Source organism: Pirellulales bacterium (assembly GCA_019694435.1).
In the GTDB taxonomy this organism is placed as follows: domain Bacteria; phylum Planctomycetota; class Planctomycetia; order Pirellulales; family JAEUIK01; genus JAIBBZ01.
This window is the reverse complement of sequence record JAIBBZ010000011.1, coordinates 20,161-39,510: the sequence shown is the minus strand read 5'-3', so window position 1 is coordinate 39,510 and position 19,350 is coordinate 20,161. Positions and strand designations below refer to the sequence as shown.

Here is a 19,350-nt window from a genome sequence, read left to right as displayed (position 1 = left end):
CACGGCGACTCAACGCAAAAGCCCCCGGCAATTCGCCTGGAATCGCCGGGGGCAGCTGATTGCGCTCGTGTCCAACATCGCCCATCGCGTGCCAGGCAGCGCGGCGATGCGGACGGCTATTTGCCCGCCGTCTCGAGGTTCACTTCTTCGCCCGGATGGTAGGTCCGTTCGGCGTGGGCCTTGGCTTCTTCCCAATCGAAATAGCTCGGCTTCAGCTTGCGTTCCGAGAGCAGCTTGGCCTGGTCGAAAAAGTGCGGCGACTTCGGATCGCTGCTCACGCCGTACTGAACCAGCGTCTGGCTCTTCACCTTCGGGGCGAATTCGACCGCCGAGATGTAGCTGGTGCCCACCACGGCGTAGTGCTTCTTCATGATCTTCAGCGGCGGCACGTAGACCGTCGGCGTGAAATACATCGTGAACGCCACGCCCGGCGGGCCGTGCAGGCCGGCGCTGGGAATGCTCGGCAAATTGTCGCTGAACGGAATCAAGAAGAAGTCCGACACGTTCGCGTGCCGTTGCAGGCGGTTGACGTCGCCCCAAGCCACTTTCCAATCGCCGAAGGTGTCTTGCAGTTTGCGGGCCGCCGTAATCAGGGCCTCGAACTGCCCGGCCGGATTGCCGACGAATTCGCGCTTGAGCGTTTCGGCCGGGTAGCCGAAGCCGTAGAGCTCTTCGTACCAGGCCATGCACAGCGTCGTCTGGGTCGAGGTGATGTCGCCACGGCCGTCCCAATCGAGCAAGTGCTTCAAGTACGGCTCGGCCTTAGCGGCCAGGTCCGGGTTGGTCTCCTTGAGCGTTTCGAGCTTGCGGCCATACACCGGCAATTCGGTACGCGCCCAGTAGATCGTCGTATCGAAGATCAGCTTCAGCCAGTCGTCGAACGTGGCATTCTGGACGTCGCGCAGCAGGTAGCGCGAGACCTTGGCCCTGCGCTTGTCGTCATGCTTGTCGGTCACCATGTATTCCGGGAAGTCACCCATCGCCGGGTTACCGTCGTCCGAGGTGGTGAACGGAGTCGAGTTGCAGCTCTGGATGTAGCCCGACGGAGGATTGAGCATCTGGGGCAAATCGTCGAGCGAATGGTAGCCCTGCCATTCGGTGCGGGGATCGCTGCCGTCGACCGGCTTGCTCCAATCGAACGACGGATCGCGCCGGGGAATGATGCCGTTGTAAACGTAATAGATATTTCCCTCGACGTCGGCGTACACCGTATTGAAGATCGGCAGTTCGATCATGTTCATCGCGCGGCGGAAATCCTGCAGATTCTTCGCCTTGAGCATTTCGATGCTCTGGCGCGAGAGCAGCGCGTCGTACAGCTTGCCGAGCATCGCCGCGACAAATTGATTCTGGCCGTGACGGCGCAGAATCGGGCCATGATGCGTCTTGCGGAAGGTCCGCTTGACTTCCTCGAAGCCGCGGCCCTTCTTGACCTTGATCGTGTCGGTCCATTCGACCGCCTTGCGATAGCCGTCGCCATAGCGATAGTTGAGCGGCTCCTTGGGGTCGTCAAACGTCTCGATCCACGCGCTGCCGATATCCGGCTCGTTCACCGTAAAGGCCCAGCCGCAATGTTCGTTATGCCCCAAGGTCGGCACGGGGCTGCCGAAAAACGTGGCCCCGATGAAATTCCAACCGTCGCCGCTGCGGATGTGCCCTTCGTAGAACTGACCGAAGCCGTAATAGGGCTGATGCGGGTTGACGAACAGCATCGCGTGTCCGTCTTTGGTCTTCTGGGGGCCGATGGCCCAGGCATTGCTGCCGATGGCCACCTTGAGTTCCGATTGCAGTTGACGCTCCGTGGCGTCGGCATACGACTCCGGCACTTCGCGGCTGGTGTGCAAATGCCCGCCGCCCAGCTCGATCATCGCCGCACGACCGAAGGCCAGCATGTACCACGGCTCGAATCGCTCCAGCAGCCGCAGCTTCACTTGCGGATGTTTGGCGAGGTAGTAATTCAACCCGGCGGTGAACGCCACGCAGTAGCGTTGTGACTTGGCATCGAGCTGCTTGAAATCGGCCTGCGAACGTTGCGGAATCTCGAACGCCCGGTTGGTGATGTCCTTTTCGAGGACCTTCTTGCCATACAGCTCGGCAAAGCGTCCCAGCCCCATGACATAGGAATCCTCGATCTGCCAGAGATAATCCTCGGCCTGGCAATAGGCGAAGGCGAACATCGCCGCCTCGTCGTTCTTGGCGTCGATGTGCGGTACGCCGTAAGGATCGCGATAGACGACGACCTGGGCGGCCAACTGAGCGGGATCCACGCTCAGCGGGTCGTTATCGGCCGCGGCCCGGCCCGAGAAAGCCAACGAGCAAAGCAACGCCATCGCACCCGACCATAGCCATCGGCGCATCACAACAGGCTCACTTTCCACCAAGACAACAGAACCGCCCCGGACGAAAACGCCCATCGTAGTCCGCCCGGCGTAGCGAGTCAGCCCCCGGGCTGCGGACCACCGGCCAGGGCCGGAAAAGGCATGGCCGCAGCAAGCACGGTCAGAAAAGGAGCGGCTAGCGGCCGAAGCCCATTCCGCGTTCGTTCATCCGCGCGCGGAGGTCCTGGAAATAGCCGTGCCGTCTGGCGCGACCTTCAGGGCTGGAATTGTCGAGCATTTCGCGCCGCCGGGCATTGCGCTCCTCAGGCGTACGGAATCCGCCGCCACCCCAGCCGCCCGGACCACCGCGATCACCCCGGCCGCCCTCGCGACCGCCACCGTCGCCGCTGCCGCCCTCGCGCTGTGCCATCCAACGTTCGCGCATGGCCATCATGTCGTCGATCCGCTTATCGAGATAGGCGGGGCGCTGCTCCACCGGCAAGGCGTAATAGGCGTCGATATCCTTCTGGAACCACGAGTCCTTTTCCCGCTCGAGCGCCATGGTCCGGCGTTGCGCCGGCGAAAGCTGGTCGTACTCCTTGCGGATCTGTTCGTAAATCTCGCGGCGCTGTTCACGGTTGGGCGCCTGTTCCGAGTTGTCGCGCAACCTCGCCTCGAGCGCCTCGATGCGATCGGTGGGCGTTTCGCGGAAGAAGAAGTACCAGGTCAATCCTGCGGCCACCATCAAGGAGCACACCAGCAGCACGCGCTTGATCATGGTTCGACTCCTGCGATGGAAGTGGGCCAGCTTACACGCTCGGCAGTGAATGGACGCGGGCCGCGATCGCTCGCTGCCCCCCAAATACGTTTACACTTGTGGCTCTCACGGTCTAGCGAAAATGCCTCGCGACCGCCTGCGCTGTCGGTTCGGCCTGCGCTGTCGGTTCGGCTAGAGACCCTCGACGTGCCAATCGAGAAACAGCGCGTTCCGCGCGGCGGGAGTGCCGAGCTCGCCGTGGATCGGCTCGAAGTCGTACATCACCAACACTTCGCTCGAAGGCAAAAGGTCTTCGTCGCGGCCGCGGCGGCGACGGGCCTGGATGCGCGTCCGACCCTCGAGGAACTCCGCGCGATATTCGTAACTCAGCCCCTCGCGGTCGAAGTAGTACCGATCGTCGGGACACTCGTAGACAGCCAGGTTGTTCTCGATCCAGGGCCCGAGGAGCTTGACCATGCTTGGACGCTCGGGCGTCACACTGGGCAATTTAGCCGCCCAGGGCAACACGCCGGCCGCTCCGCCGTTGAGCTCGATGTATTGGTCCAAGGCCAGGCCCAACTGCCGGAGTTGCGAACGGCACTGGGCCCTGCGGCTCGTCTGGCGGGCACCGGAGAGTGCCACCATCAAGAGCCCCAGGATAATTCCCACAATGGCGATCACGACCAATAGCTCAATGATCGTAAAGCCCGGGGTTCGGCCATTGGCTGGCGTGGTGCGGTAGTCGTTCGGCAATCGCATGACCAGTAGATCCCTCGGTGGCCTTGGCGCGCAGCGTGCCCATGGGGTTTAACCCCGGTACCGAGGCCGAGTTTCGTAAATTTGGCGTGCCGGCAACGGTTTCCCGAATTGCACAATCGAAATCAGGTCCAGGCTGGTGTTGGCCCAATGGCATCGGGCCGGCAACAATCCCCCTCGTGACTGACGACATCACTTCGCTCACTGCCGGAATTTCCATCTACCAGGATATTGTCCTGGCCGGCGAAACCGTGGCCGCCGGAGAGCGTGATTGCCCGGCGCGGTGGGCGCTGATCGAGCCGTATCTCCCGCATTCGGGTACGGTGCTCGACGTCGGCTCGAACTTTGGCTGGTTCGCCCTCCAGACCGCGCAATGCCGGCCGGAAATGCTGGTCGCCAGTTTCGAGGCGGACGAACGCTCGGCCGCTGTCCAATACCTGGTGCTCGCGTCGCATCACGCCACGCGGGTGGCCCTGCTGACGCGTACGTTTCGCGCGGGCACGCTCGAGCGACTCATCGCGGCCGGTCAGCGTTTCGATGCGGTCTTGCTCTTGTCGATTTTGCACTGGCTGCCGGACTACGCATCGATTCTGCAACTGCTTCATCGTTCGGCCGGCCACGTGTTCGTCGAATACCCGGCCGCAGACGAGACCGGCGTAGGCCGGCCCGAAGTGCTCCGTGCGATCGGGCCGATCGAGCCGTGTCTGCGCAACGCTTTCCCTGGCCGCACGCTTCAAAGTCTGGGCCAGGTGACCGGCCCGAGACGCCTGCCACGCGACCTCTGGCACGTCGCGCCGAGCGCCGCATGGCACGAGCCGCGGCCGTCTCGCCCCGATCTGGCCGCGCTGCTGGCCGAGCGGCCCATCTATCCGCCCCGGAGCTGGTGGCAGACGCAGCTCGGCGATCAAGCGAATACCTCGCGCCGAACGCGGCGGTTGCTCGAAGCGGTTCCCGAGGCCTTTCGCCCGGGCCGTGCGTCCGGTTTGCTAGGCAAGGCCCGGCGCGGCGCTGGTTCGTGGCTGCGGCGGTGTAAGATGGCGGTCTTGCCCCACTAGGCACCCGCCCTCGAGCCACCCAGCATGAAGATCACCGAAGTTGTTTGCCAAGTGCTGCGCGTCGGCACCGTGGCCGCCAAGACGGCCAGCACCCAGGACGCCGTGCTGGTGCGCATCCGCACCGACAACGGACTCGAAGGCATCGGCGAAGCCGACTCCTCGCCCGAGGTCGTCAAAGCCATCATCGACGCCCCCTTCAGCCACAACATCGCCTGCGGCTTGCGCGGCCTCTTGCTCGGCGAGAATCCGCTTGAGATCGAACGGCTCTGGCAAAAGATGTTTCGCGGCACCCTCTACTTCGGCCGCTCGTCCGTCACGCTCACGGCCATGGCCGCGGTTGACATGGCGCTCTGGGACCTCAAGGGACGCCACTTCGGCGAGCCGATTCACCGCCTGCTGGGCGGTAAGCAGCACGATCGGTTCCGGGCCTATGCCTCGATCTTGTTCGGGCGTGACGGCCGCGCGACGGCCGAAATCGCCCGCCGCTGGACCGCGGCCGGCTATACGGCCGTCAAGTTCGGCTGGGAACCGATGGGCGCAAGCGAAGCGGTCGATCTCGACCTAGTGCGCGGAGCCCGCGAAGGGCTTGGCAATGCCACGCTGCTGGTCGACGCGGGTTGCGTCTGGGACGCACGTACGGCGCTACGGCGGGCAACTGCGTTTGCCGATTACGGCGTCGAGTGGCTGGAAGAGCCGCTGCGCCCCGACGACGTCGAGGGGTACGTCTGGCTACGCGACCGCTCGCCGATTCCGATCGCCGCCGGCGAAGAAGAATGCGGCCGGGTGGCGTTTCGGCCGCTGGTCGATCGCCGGGCGCTCGATGTTTACCAGGTCGACATCTCGCGCTGCGGCTTTACCGATGCCGCGTATGTCCGGGCCCGGGTCGAGGAAATCGGTGCCCGGCTCTGCAACCATTGCTACACGAGCCCGATCACCGTCGCAGCGAGTCTGCATTGGTTGGCTACCTGCCGCGATGCGTTTCTGTTCGAGGATTGCGTCGAGGACCTGCCGCTGCGGCATGACCTGACGCACGAGAAACTCCAGGCCGTCGATGGCTGGATCACGGTGCCCGACCGGCCTGGCCTGGGAGTGACGCTCGACGAAGAGTTCGTCCGGCGACACCTCGTCTGCGAGTCGCGCTAAGTACAGCCCGGGGACGGGGCGAGTGATTTTCTTGCCCTGCGGGCCTGTGCCGGCTTCAATAGGTCCATGCCCGCCCGCTCACCCCTCCTGCCGCTGATTGCTTGCCTGGTGCTGGGGGTGGTCGTTTGTCTGGGCCAGTCGGGACTGCAGGCCGCCGAGCCTTCGTCAGTGCCCGATTTTGACCGCGAGGTCGCACCGCTGCTCATCGAGCGGTGCGGAAGCTGCCATTCCAAGAGCAAGCGCGCGGCAAAGCTCAATCTGGTCACGCCGGCGGGGATTGCCCGCGGCGGCGACGGCGGACCCGCGGTCGTGCCGGGCGAACCCGACAACAGCTCCTTGTGGCAGCGCGTCGCCGACGACGAAATGCCGCCCGAGCAGCCGCTGTCCGCCGAAGAAAAAGAACTGCTCCGCGCCTGGATCGCCGCCGGCGCGCCGCAGATGCCGCGTCTCAGCGAGGACCAACGCCGCGACGGCGCGGACCATTGGGCTTTCACTCCACCCGTCATGCCCCCGGTGCCTCTGGTCGCCGACCCCGGTCCGGTATGCACGCCGATCGACGCCTTTGTGATTGCCGCGCTCGCCGAACGAGGATTGCAGCTCGCACCCGAGGCCGATCGCACCACGCTCGTTCGCCGCGTGGCCTGCGATCTGACCGGACTGCCGCCAACGCCGGAAGAAATCGCCCTGTACCTCAGCGACGCGGAGCCCGGCGCCTACGAGCGGATGGTCGATCGCTATTTGGCGTCGCCCCATTACGGCGAGCGCTGGGGCAAGTACTGGCTCGACGCGGCCGGCTATGCCGACTCGAACGGCTATTTCAACGCCGACACCGATCGCCCGCTCGCCTGGCGCTATCGCGATTACGTCGTCGCCAGCTTCAACGCCGACAAGCCCTGGGATCAATTCCTGCGCGAGCAGATCGCCGGCGACGCGCTGGCCGGATACACGTCCGGCGGCGACATCCTGCCCGACGACGTCGAGCTGCTCGTGGCGACACATTTCTTGCGCAACTCGCCTGACGGCACGGGCGAAAGCGACGGCAACGACGAAGAAGTGCTCAACGATCGGATGACCGTGCTCGAGGGCACGGTCAACATGTTCGGCGCGGCCTTGTTCGGCATGACCGTGGCGTGTGCCAAGTGCCACGATCACAAATTCGAGCCGATCACCCAGCGCGAATATTACGAGCTGCAAGCCATCCTGCTGCCGACCTATAGCCCGGAGCATTGGCTCAAGCCCAACCAGCGCGTCGTGCAGGTCGGCACGGTCGCCGAGCGCGAGACGCACGCGGCCGCCAACCAGGCGATCGACGAGCGCATCAAACAGCTCGAAGGCGCGCTGGCCGAACGCAAGGCAAAGCTCACCGAACAATTGCGCGATCAGCGTCTGGCTGCCTTGGACAGCTCACTGGCCGATGCGCTGCGCGCGGCGCTCGCGACGCCGGAGGATCAACGCAACGAGGCGCAGACCGCCCTGCTGGCCGAGCATCAAGCGACGGTCGAGGTGACCGACGAGCAACTGGCCGAGGCCTTTTCCGAGTTGGGCACGGCGAAAGCAGAAACGGCCGCGGCGATCGAAGCGGCCCAGGCCGAACGGCCCGCGCCACTCGAGGAGCTGGCCGTGTTCTACGATCAGCCGGACGTGGTCGTCGAACATCACGTCAGCCAGCGCGGCGTCCACACGCAGCCCGGCGAGGTCGTCGGGCCGGGCGTGCCGGCCGGCCTGTGTACCGCCGGCAACAAGTTCGAGCCACACGATGCCACGGGCGCCACGCGGCGGCTCGAATTCGCTCGTTGGCTCGTCTCGCCCGAGCAGCCGCTCACGGCGCGCGTCCTGGTGAATCGAGTCTGGCAGCAGCATTTCGGCCGCGGGCTGGTCGAAACGACCGAGAATCTCGGCTACACCGGCGCCGAGCCGTCGCACCCCGAATTGCTCGATTACCTGGCCGTGGCGATCCAGCAAGGCGGCTGGCGACTCAAGGACATGCACCGGCAAATCATGCACTCGGCCGTCTATCGCCAATCGAGCCGCCCGGGCGAATCGCCGCCGGCGGTCGATCCGGAGAACCGGCTGCTGAGCCGTTTTCCCCTGCGCCGGCTCGATGCCGAGGCCTTGCGCGACTCGATGCTTGCCGCGGGGGGCGAATTGGATCGCGCCGTGGGCGGGCCCTACATCCCGAGCAAGCGCGCGGAAGACGGCAACGTGGTGGTTGCCGAGGATGTGCCCGGTGCGCTGCGGCGATCGATCTACCTACAGCAACGTCGCACGCAGGTCGCCAGCCTGCTGGAAGTCTTCGACGCGCCGTCGATCGTCGCCAGTTGCACGCGTCGTTCGCAAGCCACGGTGCCGCTGCAGGCGCTGGCCTTGATGAATGCCGACTTTGTCCGCCGCCGCGCGGCCGGCCTGGCCTCGCGCGCAGCGGCGATCGGGCCTGTGCGAGAGCAACAGGTCGAGCAGGCTTTCCTGCTGGCCATGGGCCGTGCCCCGCGGGCGACCGAACGCAGTGCCGCGGCGCGATTTTTCGCCGAGTATCCCCCGGCCGAAGCGGGCGAGACGCCCCCGGACGGGGATCCTGCGCTGGTCGATTTTTGCCACATGCTGTTGGCGAGCAACGCGTTTCTTTACGTGGAATAAAACATGCCGATGCTGCTTCAATCTCGCCGGCATGATGGCGATCTGGCCCGTCTGACCGCCCTGACGCGACGGGCGTTCCTGGGCAGTTCTTGCGGCTCGCTCGGCAGCCTGGCCCTTGCGCATCTGGCCCAGCGCGAGGCCCGCGCGGCAGAGTCGGCCGTGCCGCCCCGCAAGGCCCGGGCCAAGTCCGTGATCTGCCTGTTCCAGCACGGTGGCCCCAGCCAGATGGACCTGTTCGATCCCAAGCCCGAGCTGGTCCGCCGCAACGGCGAAGAGGGGAGCGACAAGTTCGAGATTCACTTCAAGAACCAGCGCGGCAAACTGCTCGGCTCGCCGTTCACCTTCACGCCGGCGGGGCAATGCGGCATGGAGCTGTCCGAGCTGCTGCCGCATACCGCATCGATCGCCGACCGCATCACCCTCGTCCGGTCGATGCACACCTTTTCCGTCGACCACGAAGCGGCGCTGCGTTTGATCCACACCGGCAAGGCGTTTCCCGGCCGACCGACCTGGGGTGCATGGTCGATCTACGGGCTGGGCACCGAAAACGAGAGCCTGCCGGCCTATGTCGTGCTGGCCGATCCGCAAGGCCTGCCGATCGACGGCGTGAACAACTGGGCCAGCGGCTGGCTGCCGGCGCAGTATCAAGGCACGCCCTTCCGCTCCGGCGATTCGCCGGTCTTGAACCTGAACACGCCGGGCGAAGTAACGCCCGCTGCACGGGCAGCACAGCGCCGCTTGCTCGACGAGCTCAACGCCGAACACCTGGCACGCTTCCCGGAAAACGGCGAACTCGCCGCGCGGATCAGCCAGTACGAGACCGCGGCCCGCATGCAGTCGGCCGTGCCTGAGGTCATGGATTTCTCCGACGAGACGGCCGAAACGCGCGAACTGTACGGGCTCGATCGCAAGGAAAGCCAGGAGTATGGCGCGCGGTGCCTGTTGGCCCGGCGGCTGGTCGAGCGCGGCGTGCGGTTCGTGCAACTGTTCCTCAATGGTCAGCCCTGGGACACGCACAACAAGAATGCCGAGAGCCTCCGCGGCCTGTGCGCAAGGACCGATCAGCCGAGCGCCGCCCTGGTGATCGATCTGGCCCGTCGCGGGCTCTTGGATTCGACCATCGTGATGTGGACCGGTGAATTCGGCCGGCAACCGATCTCGCAGGGCACCGACGGCCGCGATCACAACCGCCATGCCTTCTCGCTCTGGCTGGCCGGCGGCGGTTTCCGCGCGGGGTACGTCCACGGGGCGACCGACGAATTTGCCTATGCAGCCACGGAAAACCGCGTGAGCGTCCACGATCTGCACGCCACGCTCTTAGATGCCCTGGGCCTCGACCATATGCGGCTCACTTGGCCCCACGACGGCCGCGACGACAGCCTGACGGACGAGGTCGTCACCCAGGCGCAGGTGGTCAGCGAACTTCTCGCGTGACAATCCTGCCAAGGAGCGTTACGAAGAAGACAGTCGTTCGAGTCCTGATGTTTCGGGGCATTGCCGCATGCTGGAAACGTTCGCCGAAATTGCAGTGATCCTTGGAGTTGCCGCGGGAATCGTGGCAGCCATCGTCAGGCTGAGACGTCAGTGGAAGGCTTCGTCGACCTGGGAATTAGTCCCGCATCTCCTCTACCGCCATTTCTATCCATTAGGCGTCCCTGACCTGACGATTCGCCAACGCACGTACTCGGAGCGCATTCGCCCCGACCTCCAAATCGCACTCGACAGCGTGGTCGCCGAATTGCTCCAGGTGGAGCGATTTTGCGGTGTGACGCAGGCGTATGAAGGCCATAGTGCCCCTGAGCTGTCGTAGTTGCTGATCGAGACGCACAACACTTGTTATGCGGGAACGCCCAAATACGACGACTTCGACACGGGCGACGAACGACCGGTGCGCTGCCTGAGAACAGGTTTATGGATTGGCACCGCGGGCAGCGACAAGCTGGCGTTACTCGTCACGCAGGCGGCGGCATACGGACGCTGCGGAGTCATCAATCGCATCAACGTGCAAATCTGCGTACCTGAAGGCGACAGCGGGCATCAACTTTGTGAGCGGATCTTTGCCGTGCTGGATGAGGCCGTGCAGCGTTCCGCGTCGTACCGCGGCAGGGTGCTTTCCTTCGAGAGCCGCGACTCGTACCAAGGCACCCACTCGGGCATCACCGTTCACCGGTTGCGCACCGTCATGCGCGACCAGGTGATCCTGCCGCAGGCCACCTTGGAACTGCTCGATCGCAATGTGCTCCGCTTCGTCGAGCAGCGCGAGGCTTTGCGTCGGGTGCACATGCCGACCAAGAAGGGACTGCTGTTCTACGGCCCGCCTGGCACCGGGAAGACCCATACAATTCACTACCTGAGCAAGGAGCTTCGCGGCCATACGACGCTGTTGATCGCGGCCGAACAGGTGGGAAATCTCGGCGAGTACATGACCCTTGCGCGGCTGCTGCAGCCCAGCATTGTCGTGATCGAAGATGCCGACCTGATTGCCCGCGAACGAACGCAGATGGAGACGATCGAAGAGGTTTTGCTCAACAAGCTGCTGAACGAGATGGACGGTTTGCGCGAGGACGCCGACATTCTGTTCATCCGACGACGAATCGGCCCGAGGCGATGGAAGCGGCCCTCGCCGCGCGCCCCGGACGTATCGATCAGGCCATCGAGTTTCCACTGCCCGACGCCTTGGGCCGTAAGAAACTGATTCGCCTGTACGCGGCCGGCGCAGCGCTTACCGACGACACGGTCGACTCGCTTGTCCGCCGCACCGAACGGTGTAGCGCCGCGTTTATCAAAGAGCTGATGCGGCGTTCACTTCAATTCCAACTGGAACGCAACGGCGGCGGCAGCATCGAGATGGCCGACGTCGATCTGGCGCTCGATGAGATGCTCACCGCCGGAGGATCGCTCAACCGGGTCCTGCTCGGCGCCGTCGGCGCAGATTGCGAAGCCTGCTGAGGCGCAAGTGCCGCCATCACCGGGGCAAGGTCTTTCGCTCGTTCAGCGACCAGTCGTAATCCAGATAGCTCACCCGCGCTTGGCCGCCGGCGGCGAGCTCGCGGGCCTCGGCCGTCGGCAGGTACGGCGCGATCGTGGCCATTTGCGCGGCCGCGTCGGCGCCGAAATCCTTGGCGAACCATTTCAGAATCGGCGAGACCTCGATCCGCCGCTGCCGGACGTCGTAGGCGAACCGCGCCGGAGAGGCAAAGAAGGCCCGGGCGTTCTCGGTCAACTGTCCGTCGAGCCGATCGGACTGATAGGCTTCGTTCCGTAGCGGCGGACAGCCGGCCGACGCGCAGACAATCGCGAAGTGAATCCGCGGCTCGCCCATTTTCCGCAGCACCTGGTGTTCGATCGCATCGAGCGAGTACTCCTCGCCGCCCACGCGCAGCAGCAGGTGCTTCCAGATGTTGTAGCCGAACAGCGCCGCCGTGTGATTGCGGATGCTGGCCGTGGGGTACTCGCGCAGAATGCCCCGGATCGTCAGGGCGTTGTAGGCGTTGATCCAAAACGCCACGCGTCCCTGGAGACTCGCCGCCAGCCTTGGACCGGCCGCCGAGAGGGCCGCCAGGTATTGGTCGAGGGCCTGCTGATCCGCCGCGCTGGCTTTCCACCCGGTGTAATCGACTCGGCCCTGGGCATCGACTCGGCGCTTGAGCAGAGCGTCCCAGGGACGATGGTCGACCTGATCCATCGACACCAGCTCACCGGCGGGCACCTCGCGGCCGACGGTCCAAGTCTCCGCCGCTTCGACGACGGCTTCCTCGCCGCACCATGCGGCGAGCACCAACATCAAGCCCGACAAGCGGTTCCGCATCGCCATCACCCCCGAATTGACAATTTCCTCAGCCGACCGGTAGCATTAGGGGCTTGTCACGGTTCGAGCGGCCCAAGCCGTGGCGCCAGCGTACTTTGTATTGCCTTCCCGGCACGCTGGGCACCCCTGTCAGGCCGAAGTCGGTCCGAACGCCGGACGCCCCGACCCTCCGTGGGTCGCGCGGCCAAGAGCCGGTGTGCCATCCAGCTCCGAGGAGTCTTTCGTGTCGAGTGCCCTGGTCGAACAACTGATCGAAGCGGGGGTCCATTTTGGCCATCGTGCCAGCCGCTGGAACCCCAAGATGCGCCCGTACATCTACGCTCGGCGCAACCTGATTCACATTATCGACGTGCGCGAAACGGTCCGCGGTCTGCTGCGGGCCCGCAAGTATCTCGAACAGGTCGCCGCGAACAACAGCTTGATCCTGGTGGTCGGCACCAAGCGGCAAGCGGCCGAGACGGTCGAACGCGAGGCGAAGCGTGCCGGCATGCCCTATGTGAACGAGCGTTGGCTCGGCGGCACGCTGACCAACTACCGCACGGTCCGTAGCCGGTTGACGCGGTTGCAAGAGCTGGAAGCCCTCAAGGCGGGCGACAAGTTCAACATGTACTCGAAGAAGATGCAGTCGGCCCTGAATCGCGAGCACCGCAAGATGCTCCGCAACCTCGACGGCATGCGGACGATGAGCCGGTTGCCCGAGGCCATGATCATCATTGATCCGCGCAAGGAACACAACGCGGTGAAAGAGGCGCGCAAGCTGGGGGTCACCACGGTCGCACTGATCGATACGGACAGCGATCCGGACTGGGTCGATCTGCCGATTCCGGGCAACGACGACAGCATCCGCTCGATCGAGATCGTGCTGCAGCAAATGGCCGACGCGATCCTCAAGGGCCGCAACAACGCCGCCGGCGGTTTGGCCGCCAAAGGCGAAGCCGCCCCGGTCGACAAGGACGCGGCGCCCGCGTCGTAGTCGCATCGTTCGCCGACGAAGTTCACCGGGCCCCGATCTTGCGTCTGGCCACGAGCGCCGTCGAGCGGTGGCGCCGTGCAACGCTGGCCGGCGGTTCCCGCAATCTACTGATACCGAGTTTCACGCCAGCCGGCCGGTCGCGGTCGGTTGCGAGAGAGGAGTTTACGATGAGCGAGATTTCCGCAGCCGCCGTCAAAGCGTTTCGCGACAAGACCGGCCTGCCGATGATGGAATGCAAGAAGGCGCTGATGGAGGCCAACGGCGACGAGCAGGCCGCCATCGAGCTGTTGCGCAAGGCCGGCAAGAAGACCATGGCCGCCCGCAGCGACCGCGAGACGGCCTCGGGGCGGTTGTTCGTGCTGGCCGACGTGGCCAAAAAGGTCGGCGCCATGGTCGAACTGCAGTGCGAAAGCGCACCCGTGGCTTCGAACGAAGAGTTCATCCAGCTCGGTAACGATCTGGTCACGCAGCTGGCGACCGGGCCCGGGGCCGCCACGGCCGAGGAACTGCTCGCCCAGAAATCGCCCAGCCGCGCGGGCACGCTGCAAGAGCAATGGGACGACCTGGCGAACAAGATTCGCGAGGTGTTTCGCTTGGCCCGGCTGGTGCGGATCCAAAGCCCCTGCGGCGGCTATGCGCATCACAGCGGCGACTTTGGCGTGCTGGTCGAAATCGAAGGCGGCAATCAACAGGTCGCCAACGAGATCAGCATGCACGTCGCGGCCATGCGGCCCATGGTCGTCAACAAGGAAGACCTGCCCGCCGAAGTGGTCGCCAAGGAGCGCGAGATTCTGCTGGCCGCCGCGCGTCAGGAAGGCAAGCCGGAGAACATCCTGGAAAAGATGGTCGAAGGCCGGTTGCGCGTGTTCTACAGCGAGCGCGTGCTCAATGAGCAGCCCTTCGTCAAGGACGACAAGCAGACCGTCGGCAAGTACGCCGGCCAGAACAAGGCCAAGGTCCTGCGCTACGTCCTCTGGCAGCTCGGCAAGGAATAAGTTCTCGGCCGTGCTGGATCGAGAGTGGTTTGCGGTGCGTGCGTTGGGGTGAAGAAGGAGTTGTATGACCGCTGAATCGGCCGCTTCGTCGCACCAGCCTTTCAAACGGGTGGTGCTCAAGATCTCCGGCGAGAGTTTCGGCCACGGCGCCGAGCGCGGCATCAGCATGCCCGAGGTGTTGCTGATCGCCCGCCAGACGCAGAAGGCTGCGGCCCAAGGCGTGCAGATCGCCATCGTCATTGGCGGCGGCAACATCCTTCGCGGGGCCCAGTTCACCGCCGGCCAGCAGAGCATTCAGGAAGCCACGGCCCATTACATGGGGATGCTGGCCACGGTGATCAACGGCCTCGCCCTGCAAGATGCCCTGGAATCGCTCGGCTGCGAGACGCGGCTCCAGACGGCCATCCGCATGGAAGGCGTCGCCGAGCCGTATATCCGTCGCCGCGCCAAACGCCACCTGGAAAAAGGCCGCATCGTGATCCTGGCCGCCGGCACCGGCAGCCCGTTTGTCACGACCGACACCGCCGCTGCGCAACGCGCCTTGGAGCTCGACGCCGATGTGCTGATGAAGGCCACGCGGGTTGACGGCGTCTACACCGACGACCCGGAGAAAAACCCGCATGCGGTGCTCTATCGCGAGTTGAGCTTCCAGCAGGTGCGGCAACAGAATCTGCGCGTCATGGATGCCACGGCCATCGCCCATTGCATGGAACACGAGATGCCGATCCTGGTGTTCAATTACAAGAAAGAAGGCAACATCGAGCGTGCCGTCCGGGGCGAGCGGATCGGCACGATCATCAACAGCCAAGGCACCGCGGGTTAGTGCTCCGAAAAACCCGGTGCAGGGCGGTCGTGAATCGATAGCAGAACACGCTGAATCCAAGTTCCGCTGAACCCCCTAGCGCGTTTGGCCGACGCGCCCCGCACGAGGACCGAACATGACCGCCGACGAAATCCTCTTCGACGTCGAAGAACGCATGGAGAAGGCCATCGACGTGCTCAAGCATGCCTTGGCCGGCATTCGCACAGGCCGGGCCAACCCGGGCCTGGTCGACACGCTCCGGGTCGAGGTCTACGGCTCGCCGACGCCGATCAAGCAACTCGCCTCGGTCGGGGTACCCGAGCCCAATCAAATCCTGATCCGTCCCTACGACCCGGGGACGATCAAGGACATCGAAAAGGCGATTCAAGCGGCGGACCTGGGCTTCAACCCGCAGAACGACGGCAAGAATATCCGCCTGATCGTGCCTCCGCTGTCGACCGAGGTCCGCAAGAAGATGGTCACGCGGATCAAGGACCTTACCGAGGAGGCCCGCGTCGCGATTCGCAACGTCCGCCGCGATGGCAACAAGGCCGTCGAGCAGGCCGAGAAGGACAAGGTGCTCACCGAGGACGATGCCAAGCGCGTCAAGGAAGAGGTGCAAGACCTCACGAAGAAGTACGAACAACAAGCCGGCGACATGGCCAAGGTCCGCGAGGCCGAGGTGATGGAAAACTAGCCGCGCGTTGTTCCTTGCTGGCACTGCTGGCGCCGCGCGCTTCGCCCTGCGAGCAATTGCGGCAGGCCGACCTTGATCGGCTGTTTGCCCTGGCGCTATACTCCCCCGCCGCAACGGTTCCGGCACGAGGTCGGGCCATCGGCTGACTGGCACGCGCTAACGGTTCATGGAGGAACCCTCATGGCGTCGATCGATACGCTTCCTGCCTCGCCCCCTTCGCGCCGCGGACTCGTCGGCTTCATCGTTGCGTGCCTCGCCGTGTTGGCGATCTGCCTGTTGGTGCGCGGGCAAGGAGGTGGCCACGAGGCCAACGCGCAATCGCCCAAGACGCCACCGGCCAGCACGGCGCCACGTCGCGCGGTCACGCCCGTTGCCACGGCGCCGGCCAAGCGCGCGGCCGCGGCGCCCGCGACCAGCGCGGCCCCGTCGAACGCCCCGAATCAGGCCGCGCCGCAGCCCGAGCAGAATCTCGTGGCCGTGGTGAACGGCGAGGAAATCAGTCGCAATGACTTGGGCCGGGAGTGCCTGTGGCACTTTGGCGAGCAGGTGCTCGAAAGCGTGGTCAACAAGCAACTCATCGAGCAGGAATGCCAACGGCAAAAGGTCTCGGTCACGCCTGTCGAGGTGAAGCAGGAGATCGAGCGCGTCGCCAAGAGCTTCAATCTGCCTGTCGATCAGTGGCTCAACTTGCTGAAGAGCGAGCGGCACATTACGGCTCATCAGTACGCCGACGACATCCTCTGGCCGAAGCTGGCCCTGGAAAAGCTCGCAGCGCCGCAACTGGCCGTGTCGCCGGCCGAGATTCAGGCCGCCTACGAAAGTGAATTCGGTCCTTCCGTCCAAGCCCGGCTGATCGTGTGCCCCGACGCGGCCAAGGCCAAGAACGTGCAGGCGCTGGCCGTCGCCAATCCGGACGATTTCGGCAATCTGGCCAAGGAACACTCGGTCGACGCCAGCGCCAGCTCCAAGGGCCTGATCCAGCCGATACGCCGCAACGCGGGCCCCAAGGAAATCGAACAGGTCGCGTTCAATCTGAAGCCCGGACAGGTTTCGGACGTGTTGAGCTACGAGCAGCAGTTCTTGATCTTGAAGTGCGAACAGATCATTCCGGCCCGCAAGGTGCCGCTCGACCAGGTGCAGCCGGCACTCGTGTCGGCGCTGAAGGATCGCAAGCTGAGCGAGGCGGCCGACACGCTGCTGCGCCGCCTGCAGAGTCAGGCCCAAGTCGAAAACATCTTCAACGACGAGCAGCAGCGCGCGGCGCACCCGGGCATCGCGGCGATCATCAATGGCCGCCAGGTTACGATCCGCGAATTGTCGGAAGAATGCATCACCCGGCACGGCATCGAGACGCTCGACGGCATGATCAGCCGCAAGCTGCTTGAACAGGAATGCAAGAAGCAGAACGTCACGGTCTCGCAGGCGGAGATCCAGGAAGAAATCGCCCGCGCCGCCAAGGCGATGGGCTGCCGGGATGACGCCGGCAACCCCGACGTGCCGACGTGGCTTGCGAAAATCAAGGAAGAGCAGGGACTCAGCACCGAGATCTACGTTCACGACACCGTTTGGCCCACCGTCGCGCTCAAGAAGCTGGTGGGTGGTCAGGTGCAAGTTACCTCGGAGGACCTACAGAAGGGCTTCGAGGCCAACTACGGCGCCCGAGTCCGTTGCCGGGCCATCGTGTTGAACAACAATCGCCGCGCACAACAGGTGTGGGAAATGGCCCGCGCGAACCCGACGCCCGACTACTTCGGCGACCTCGCCGAACAGTATTCGATCGAAGCGGGCAGCCGCGCCCTGCGCGGGGAGGTGCCCCCGATTCAGCGCTGGTGCGGTCAGCCCGTACTGGAAAAGGAAGCGTTCTCGCTCAAGCCGGGGGAACTCTCGGGCATCATTCAGGTGGGCGACAAGTACGTAATTCTGTTGTGCGAGGGCTTCACGCAGCCGACCGTCGTGAAGATGGACGAGGTACGTGAGCTGCTGCAAGAAGATATCCAAGAGAAAAAGACTCGCCTGGCGATGGCCGAAATGTTCGATCAGCTCCAGCAGGAAGCCCAGGTCGACAACATGCTGGCGGGCACCTCGCAGTCGCCCTACGACGCGCTGCAAAACCCGCTGGGCCCCGCGCCGGCCGAGCCGCGGACGGCACGTGCGGCCCGGGCAGGCACGGCCATGACCCCCGCGGCGAATACCCGCCCGGCGACGCCTCCGGGGGGTGCACCTGCAGCGGCCCCGCGGGCGATGCCGCAGCGCGTCGCCCCGCGTGCCGCGACCACGCCCCGCGATTCTTGACGGCACGGGCCCGGCGTTGACCGTCGAACTGCGTGCGTTGACACCCCCGGCCGACGCCTTAAAATCGTCGGTTTGGCGCCCACCGGCGCGCGTTCCACTGGTGGCAACTGTTTGCCGCCCGGCCAGCGGCTGCCCGCCGCGCGTGGGCACTTGCGGTTCGAGGGTCGGACTGTTGGAAGACAACCAGGTCGCGATTGAAAAAGCCGACGTCCTGATCGAGGCCCTCCGCTGGATTCGCCAGTTTCGCGACACCATCGTCGTGATCAAGCTCGGCGGCAGCGTCATGGAGACGCCCGAGGCGCTCCGCCACCTGTTGATCGACGTGGTGTTTATGGAGACGGTCGGCATGCGGCCGATCATCGTGCACGGCGGCGGCGCCGCCATCAGCCGCGCGATGAACGCCGCGGGGATCGAGCCACGGTTCATCCAGGGTCGCCGCTTCACCGACGAGGCGACGCGCGACATCGTCGAGCAAGTGCTCGCCTACGAAACAAACGACCAGATCTTCCGCATGATCGAGGACCTGGGTGGACGCGCCGCGGCACTGAATTTTAAGACGACCAATGTCTTGTTCGGCCGCCGTTTGATGCTGCCCGGCGAAGACGGCAGCGACGAGCCGATCGATCTCGGCTTCGTCGGCGAGGTCAACCGTGTCGATCAGGCGACGATTCGCAATCTCTGCACCGCGGGCATCGTGCCGGTGCTGCCGTCGATGTGTATCGGCGAAGCGGGGGAAAAGCTCAACGTCAACGCCGACACCGCCGCCACGGCCGTGGCCCAGTGCCTGAACGCCGAGAAGCTGGTGTTCTTGAGCGACGTGAACGGCGTGCGCCGCGACAAGCGTGATCCGTATTCACTGATTCATTCGTTGACGGCCAGCGAAGCCCGCGAATTGATCCGCTCGGGTGCGGTCGATTCGGGCATGATCCCCAAGGTCGAAGCCTGCCTCGAGACGCTCGGCCGCGGCGTGCCCAAGGTGCACATTATCGACGGCCGGCTGCGGCACTCGCTGCTGTTGGAGATTTACACGAGTAAAGGGGTCGGCACAGAAATCATCCAGGATCGCGTCTGAACGGTCTGCGCGACTATCCCACCACTCGCCCGCGCGAACCGAATTGCGCCG

At 64.7% G+C, this 19,350-nt stretch carries 17 protein-coding genes; 13 read left to right on the top strand and 4 right to left on the bottom strand.

The window, feature by feature from the left end; genetic code table 11:
* Positions 1-116: 116 nt before the first annotated feature.
* From K1X74_10620 to K1X74_10610, 3 genes are all read right to left on the bottom strand, one after another.
* Positions 117-2,354 (bottom strand): penicillin acylase family protein, encoded by a 2,238-nt coding sequence (locus K1X74_10620; GenBank protein ID MBX7166788.1) that lies wholly within the window; start codon positions 2,352-2,354, stop codon positions 117-119.
* A 157-nt stretch (positions 2,355-2,511) separates the two neighbouring features.
* Positions 2,512-3,093 (bottom strand): hypothetical protein, encoded by a 582-nt coding sequence (locus K1X74_10615; protein ID MBX7166787.1) that lies wholly within the window; start codon positions 3,091-3,093, stop codon positions 2,512-2,514.
* Between the two features lie 171 nt (positions 3,094-3,264).
* Positions 3,265-3,831: a DUF1559 domain-containing protein gene (locus K1X74_10610; GenBank protein MBX7166786.1), complete on the bottom strand. Its 567-nt coding sequence runs from the start codon at positions 3,829-3,831 to the stop codon at positions 3,265-3,267.
* A 176-nt stretch (positions 3,832-4,007) separates the two neighbouring features.
* Between K1X74_10610 and K1X74_10605 the strand changes: the two genes are divergently transcribed.
* From K1X74_10605 to K1X74_10575, 7 genes are all read left to right on the top strand, one after another.
* Entirely contained in the window at positions 4,008-4,883 is an 876-nt protein-coding gene (locus K1X74_10605) for a hypothetical protein (GenBank protein ID MBX7166785.1), read from the top strand.
* A 24-nt stretch (positions 4,884-4,907) separates the two neighbouring features.
* A complete protein-coding gene (locus tag K1X74_10600; GenBank protein ID MBX7166784.1) occupies positions 4,908-6,026 on the top strand; it encodes a mandelate racemase/muconate lactonizing enzyme family protein in 1,119 nt (372 codons plus the stop codon).
* Positions 6,027-6,092: 66 nt separating this feature from the next.
* Positions 6,093-8,660: a PSD1 and planctomycete cytochrome C domain-containing protein gene (locus tag K1X74_10595; protein ID MBX7166783.1), complete on the top strand. Its 2,568-nt coding sequence runs from the start codon at positions 6,093-6,095 to the stop codon at positions 8,658-8,660.
* 3 nt (positions 8,661-8,663) lie between these two features.
* Positions 8,664-10,094 carry a DUF1501 domain-containing protein gene (locus tag K1X74_10590; protein ID MBX7166782.1) on the top strand — a complete coding sequence of 477 codons (1,431 nt, stop codon included), beginning with the start codon at positions 8,664-8,666 and terminating at the stop codon, positions 10,092-10,094.
* Positions 10,095-10,161: 67 nt separating this feature from the next.
* Complete coding sequence (locus tag K1X74_10585; GenBank protein MBX7166781.1) at positions 10,162-10,470, top strand: hypothetical protein; 309 nt, start codon at positions 10,162-10,164, stop codon at positions 10,468-10,470.
* Positions 10,471-11,355 (top strand): ATP-binding protein, encoded by an 885-nt coding sequence (locus K1X74_10580; GenBank protein ID MBX7166780.1) that lies wholly within the window; start codon positions 10,471-10,473, stop codon positions 11,353-11,355.
* Entirely contained in the window at positions 11,337-11,609 is a 273-nt protein-coding gene (locus tag K1X74_10575; GenBank protein MBX7166779.1) for a hypothetical protein, read from the top strand. The genes K1X74_10580 and K1X74_10575 overlap by 19 nt, the downstream gene beginning before the upstream one ends.
* Positions 11,610-11,625: 16 nt before the next feature.
* Here the strand turns inward: K1X74_10575 and K1X74_10570 are convergent, their stop codons facing one another.
* On the bottom strand, positions 11,626-12,474 hold the full coding sequence (locus K1X74_10570) for a DUF547 domain-containing protein (GenBank protein MBX7166778.1): 849 nt from the start codon (positions 12,472-12,474) through the stop codon (positions 11,626-11,628).
* A gap of 217 nt (positions 12,475-12,691) precedes the next feature.
* Between K1X74_10570 and rpsB the strand changes: the two genes are divergently transcribed.
* The 6 genes from rpsB to argB all read left to right on the top strand — a co-directional run bounded on the left by rpsB (position 12,692) and on the right by argB (position 19,299).
* Positions 12,692-13,441 carry a 30S ribosomal protein S2 gene (gene rpsB / locus K1X74_10565; protein MBX7166777.1) on the top strand — a complete coding sequence of 250 codons (750 nt, stop codon included), beginning with the start codon at positions 12,692-12,694 and terminating at the stop codon, positions 13,439-13,441.
* 167 nt (positions 13,442-13,608) lie between these two features.
* Positions 13,609-14,436, top strand: coding sequence for a translation elongation factor Ts (tsf, locus tag K1X74_10560; protein ID MBX7166776.1), 828 nt, complete (start codon positions 13,609-13,611; stop codon positions 14,434-14,436).
* 64 nt (positions 14,437-14,500) lie between these two features.
* A complete protein-coding gene (pyrH, locus tag K1X74_10555) occupies positions 14,501-15,259 on the top strand; it encodes a UMP kinase (protein MBX7166775.1) in 759 nt (252 codons plus the stop codon).
* Positions 15,260-15,374: 115 nt separating this feature from the next.
* Positions 15,375-15,935 (top strand): ribosome recycling factor, encoded by a 561-nt coding sequence (gene frr / locus K1X74_10550; protein MBX7166774.1) that lies wholly within the window; start codon positions 15,375-15,377, stop codon positions 15,933-15,935.
* Positions 15,936-16,115: 180 nt separating this feature from the next.
* Positions 16,116-18,227, top strand: coding sequence for a peptidyl-prolyl cis-trans isomerase (locus K1X74_10545; GenBank protein MBX7166773.1), 2,112 nt, complete (start codon positions 16,116-16,118; stop codon positions 18,225-18,227).
* A 172-nt stretch (positions 18,228-18,399) separates the two neighbouring features.
* A complete protein-coding gene (gene argB / locus K1X74_10540; protein MBX7166772.1) occupies positions 18,400-19,299 on the top strand; it encodes an acetylglutamate kinase in 900 nt (299 codons plus the stop codon).
* The last annotated feature ends 51 nt before the right edge of the window (positions 19,300-19,350 follow it).

What these genes read in the sequence shown, in the direction of transcription:
- tsf (MBX7166776.1), top strand. Translation starts at nt 13,609, where the DNA reads ATGAGCGAGATTTCCGCAGCCGCCGTCAAAGCGTTTCGCGACAAGACC.
- K1X74_10595 (MBX7166783.1), top strand. Translation starts at nt 6,093, where the DNA reads ATGCCCGCCCGCTCACCCCTCCTGCCGCTGATTGCTTGCCTGGTGCTG.
- pyrH (MBX7166775.1), top strand. Translation starts at nt 14,501, where the DNA reads ATGACCGCTGAATCGGCCGCTTCGTCGCACCAGCCTTTCAAACGGGTG.
- K1X74_10620 (MBX7166788.1), bottom strand. Translation starts at nt 2,354, where the DNA reads ATGCGCCGATGGCTATGGTCGGGTGCGATGGCGTTGCTTTGCTCGTTG.
- K1X74_10570 (MBX7166778.1), bottom strand. Translation starts at nt 12,474, where the DNA reads ATGGCGATGCGGAACCGCTTGTCGGGCTTGATGTTGGTGCTCGCCGCA.
- frr (MBX7166774.1), top strand. Translation starts at nt 15,375, where the DNA reads ATGACCGCCGACGAAATCCTCTTCGACGTCGAAGAACGCATGGAGAAG.
- K1X74_10590 (MBX7166782.1), top strand. Translation starts at nt 8,664, where the DNA reads ATGCCGATGCTGCTTCAATCTCGCCGGCATGATGGCGATCTGGCCCGT.
- K1X74_10585 (MBX7166781.1), top strand. Translation starts at nt 10,162, where the DNA reads ATGCTGGAAACGTTCGCCGAAATTGCAGTGATCCTTGGAGTTGCCGCG.
- K1X74_10545 (MBX7166773.1), top strand. Translation starts at nt 16,116, where the DNA reads ATGGCGTCGATCGATACGCTTCCTGCCTCGCCCCCTTCGCGCCGCGGA.
- K1X74_10600 (MBX7166784.1), top strand. Translation starts at nt 4,908, where the DNA reads ATGAAGATCACCGAAGTTGTTTGCCAAGTGCTGCGCGTCGGCACCGTG.
- K1X74_10615 (MBX7166787.1), bottom strand. Translation starts at nt 3,093, where the DNA reads ATGATCAAGCGCGTGCTGCTGGTGTGCTCCTTGATGGTGGCCGCAGGA.
- K1X74_10610 (MBX7166786.1), bottom strand. Translation starts at nt 3,831, where the DNA reads ATGCGATTGCCGAACGACTACCGCACCACGCCAGCCAATGGCCGAACC.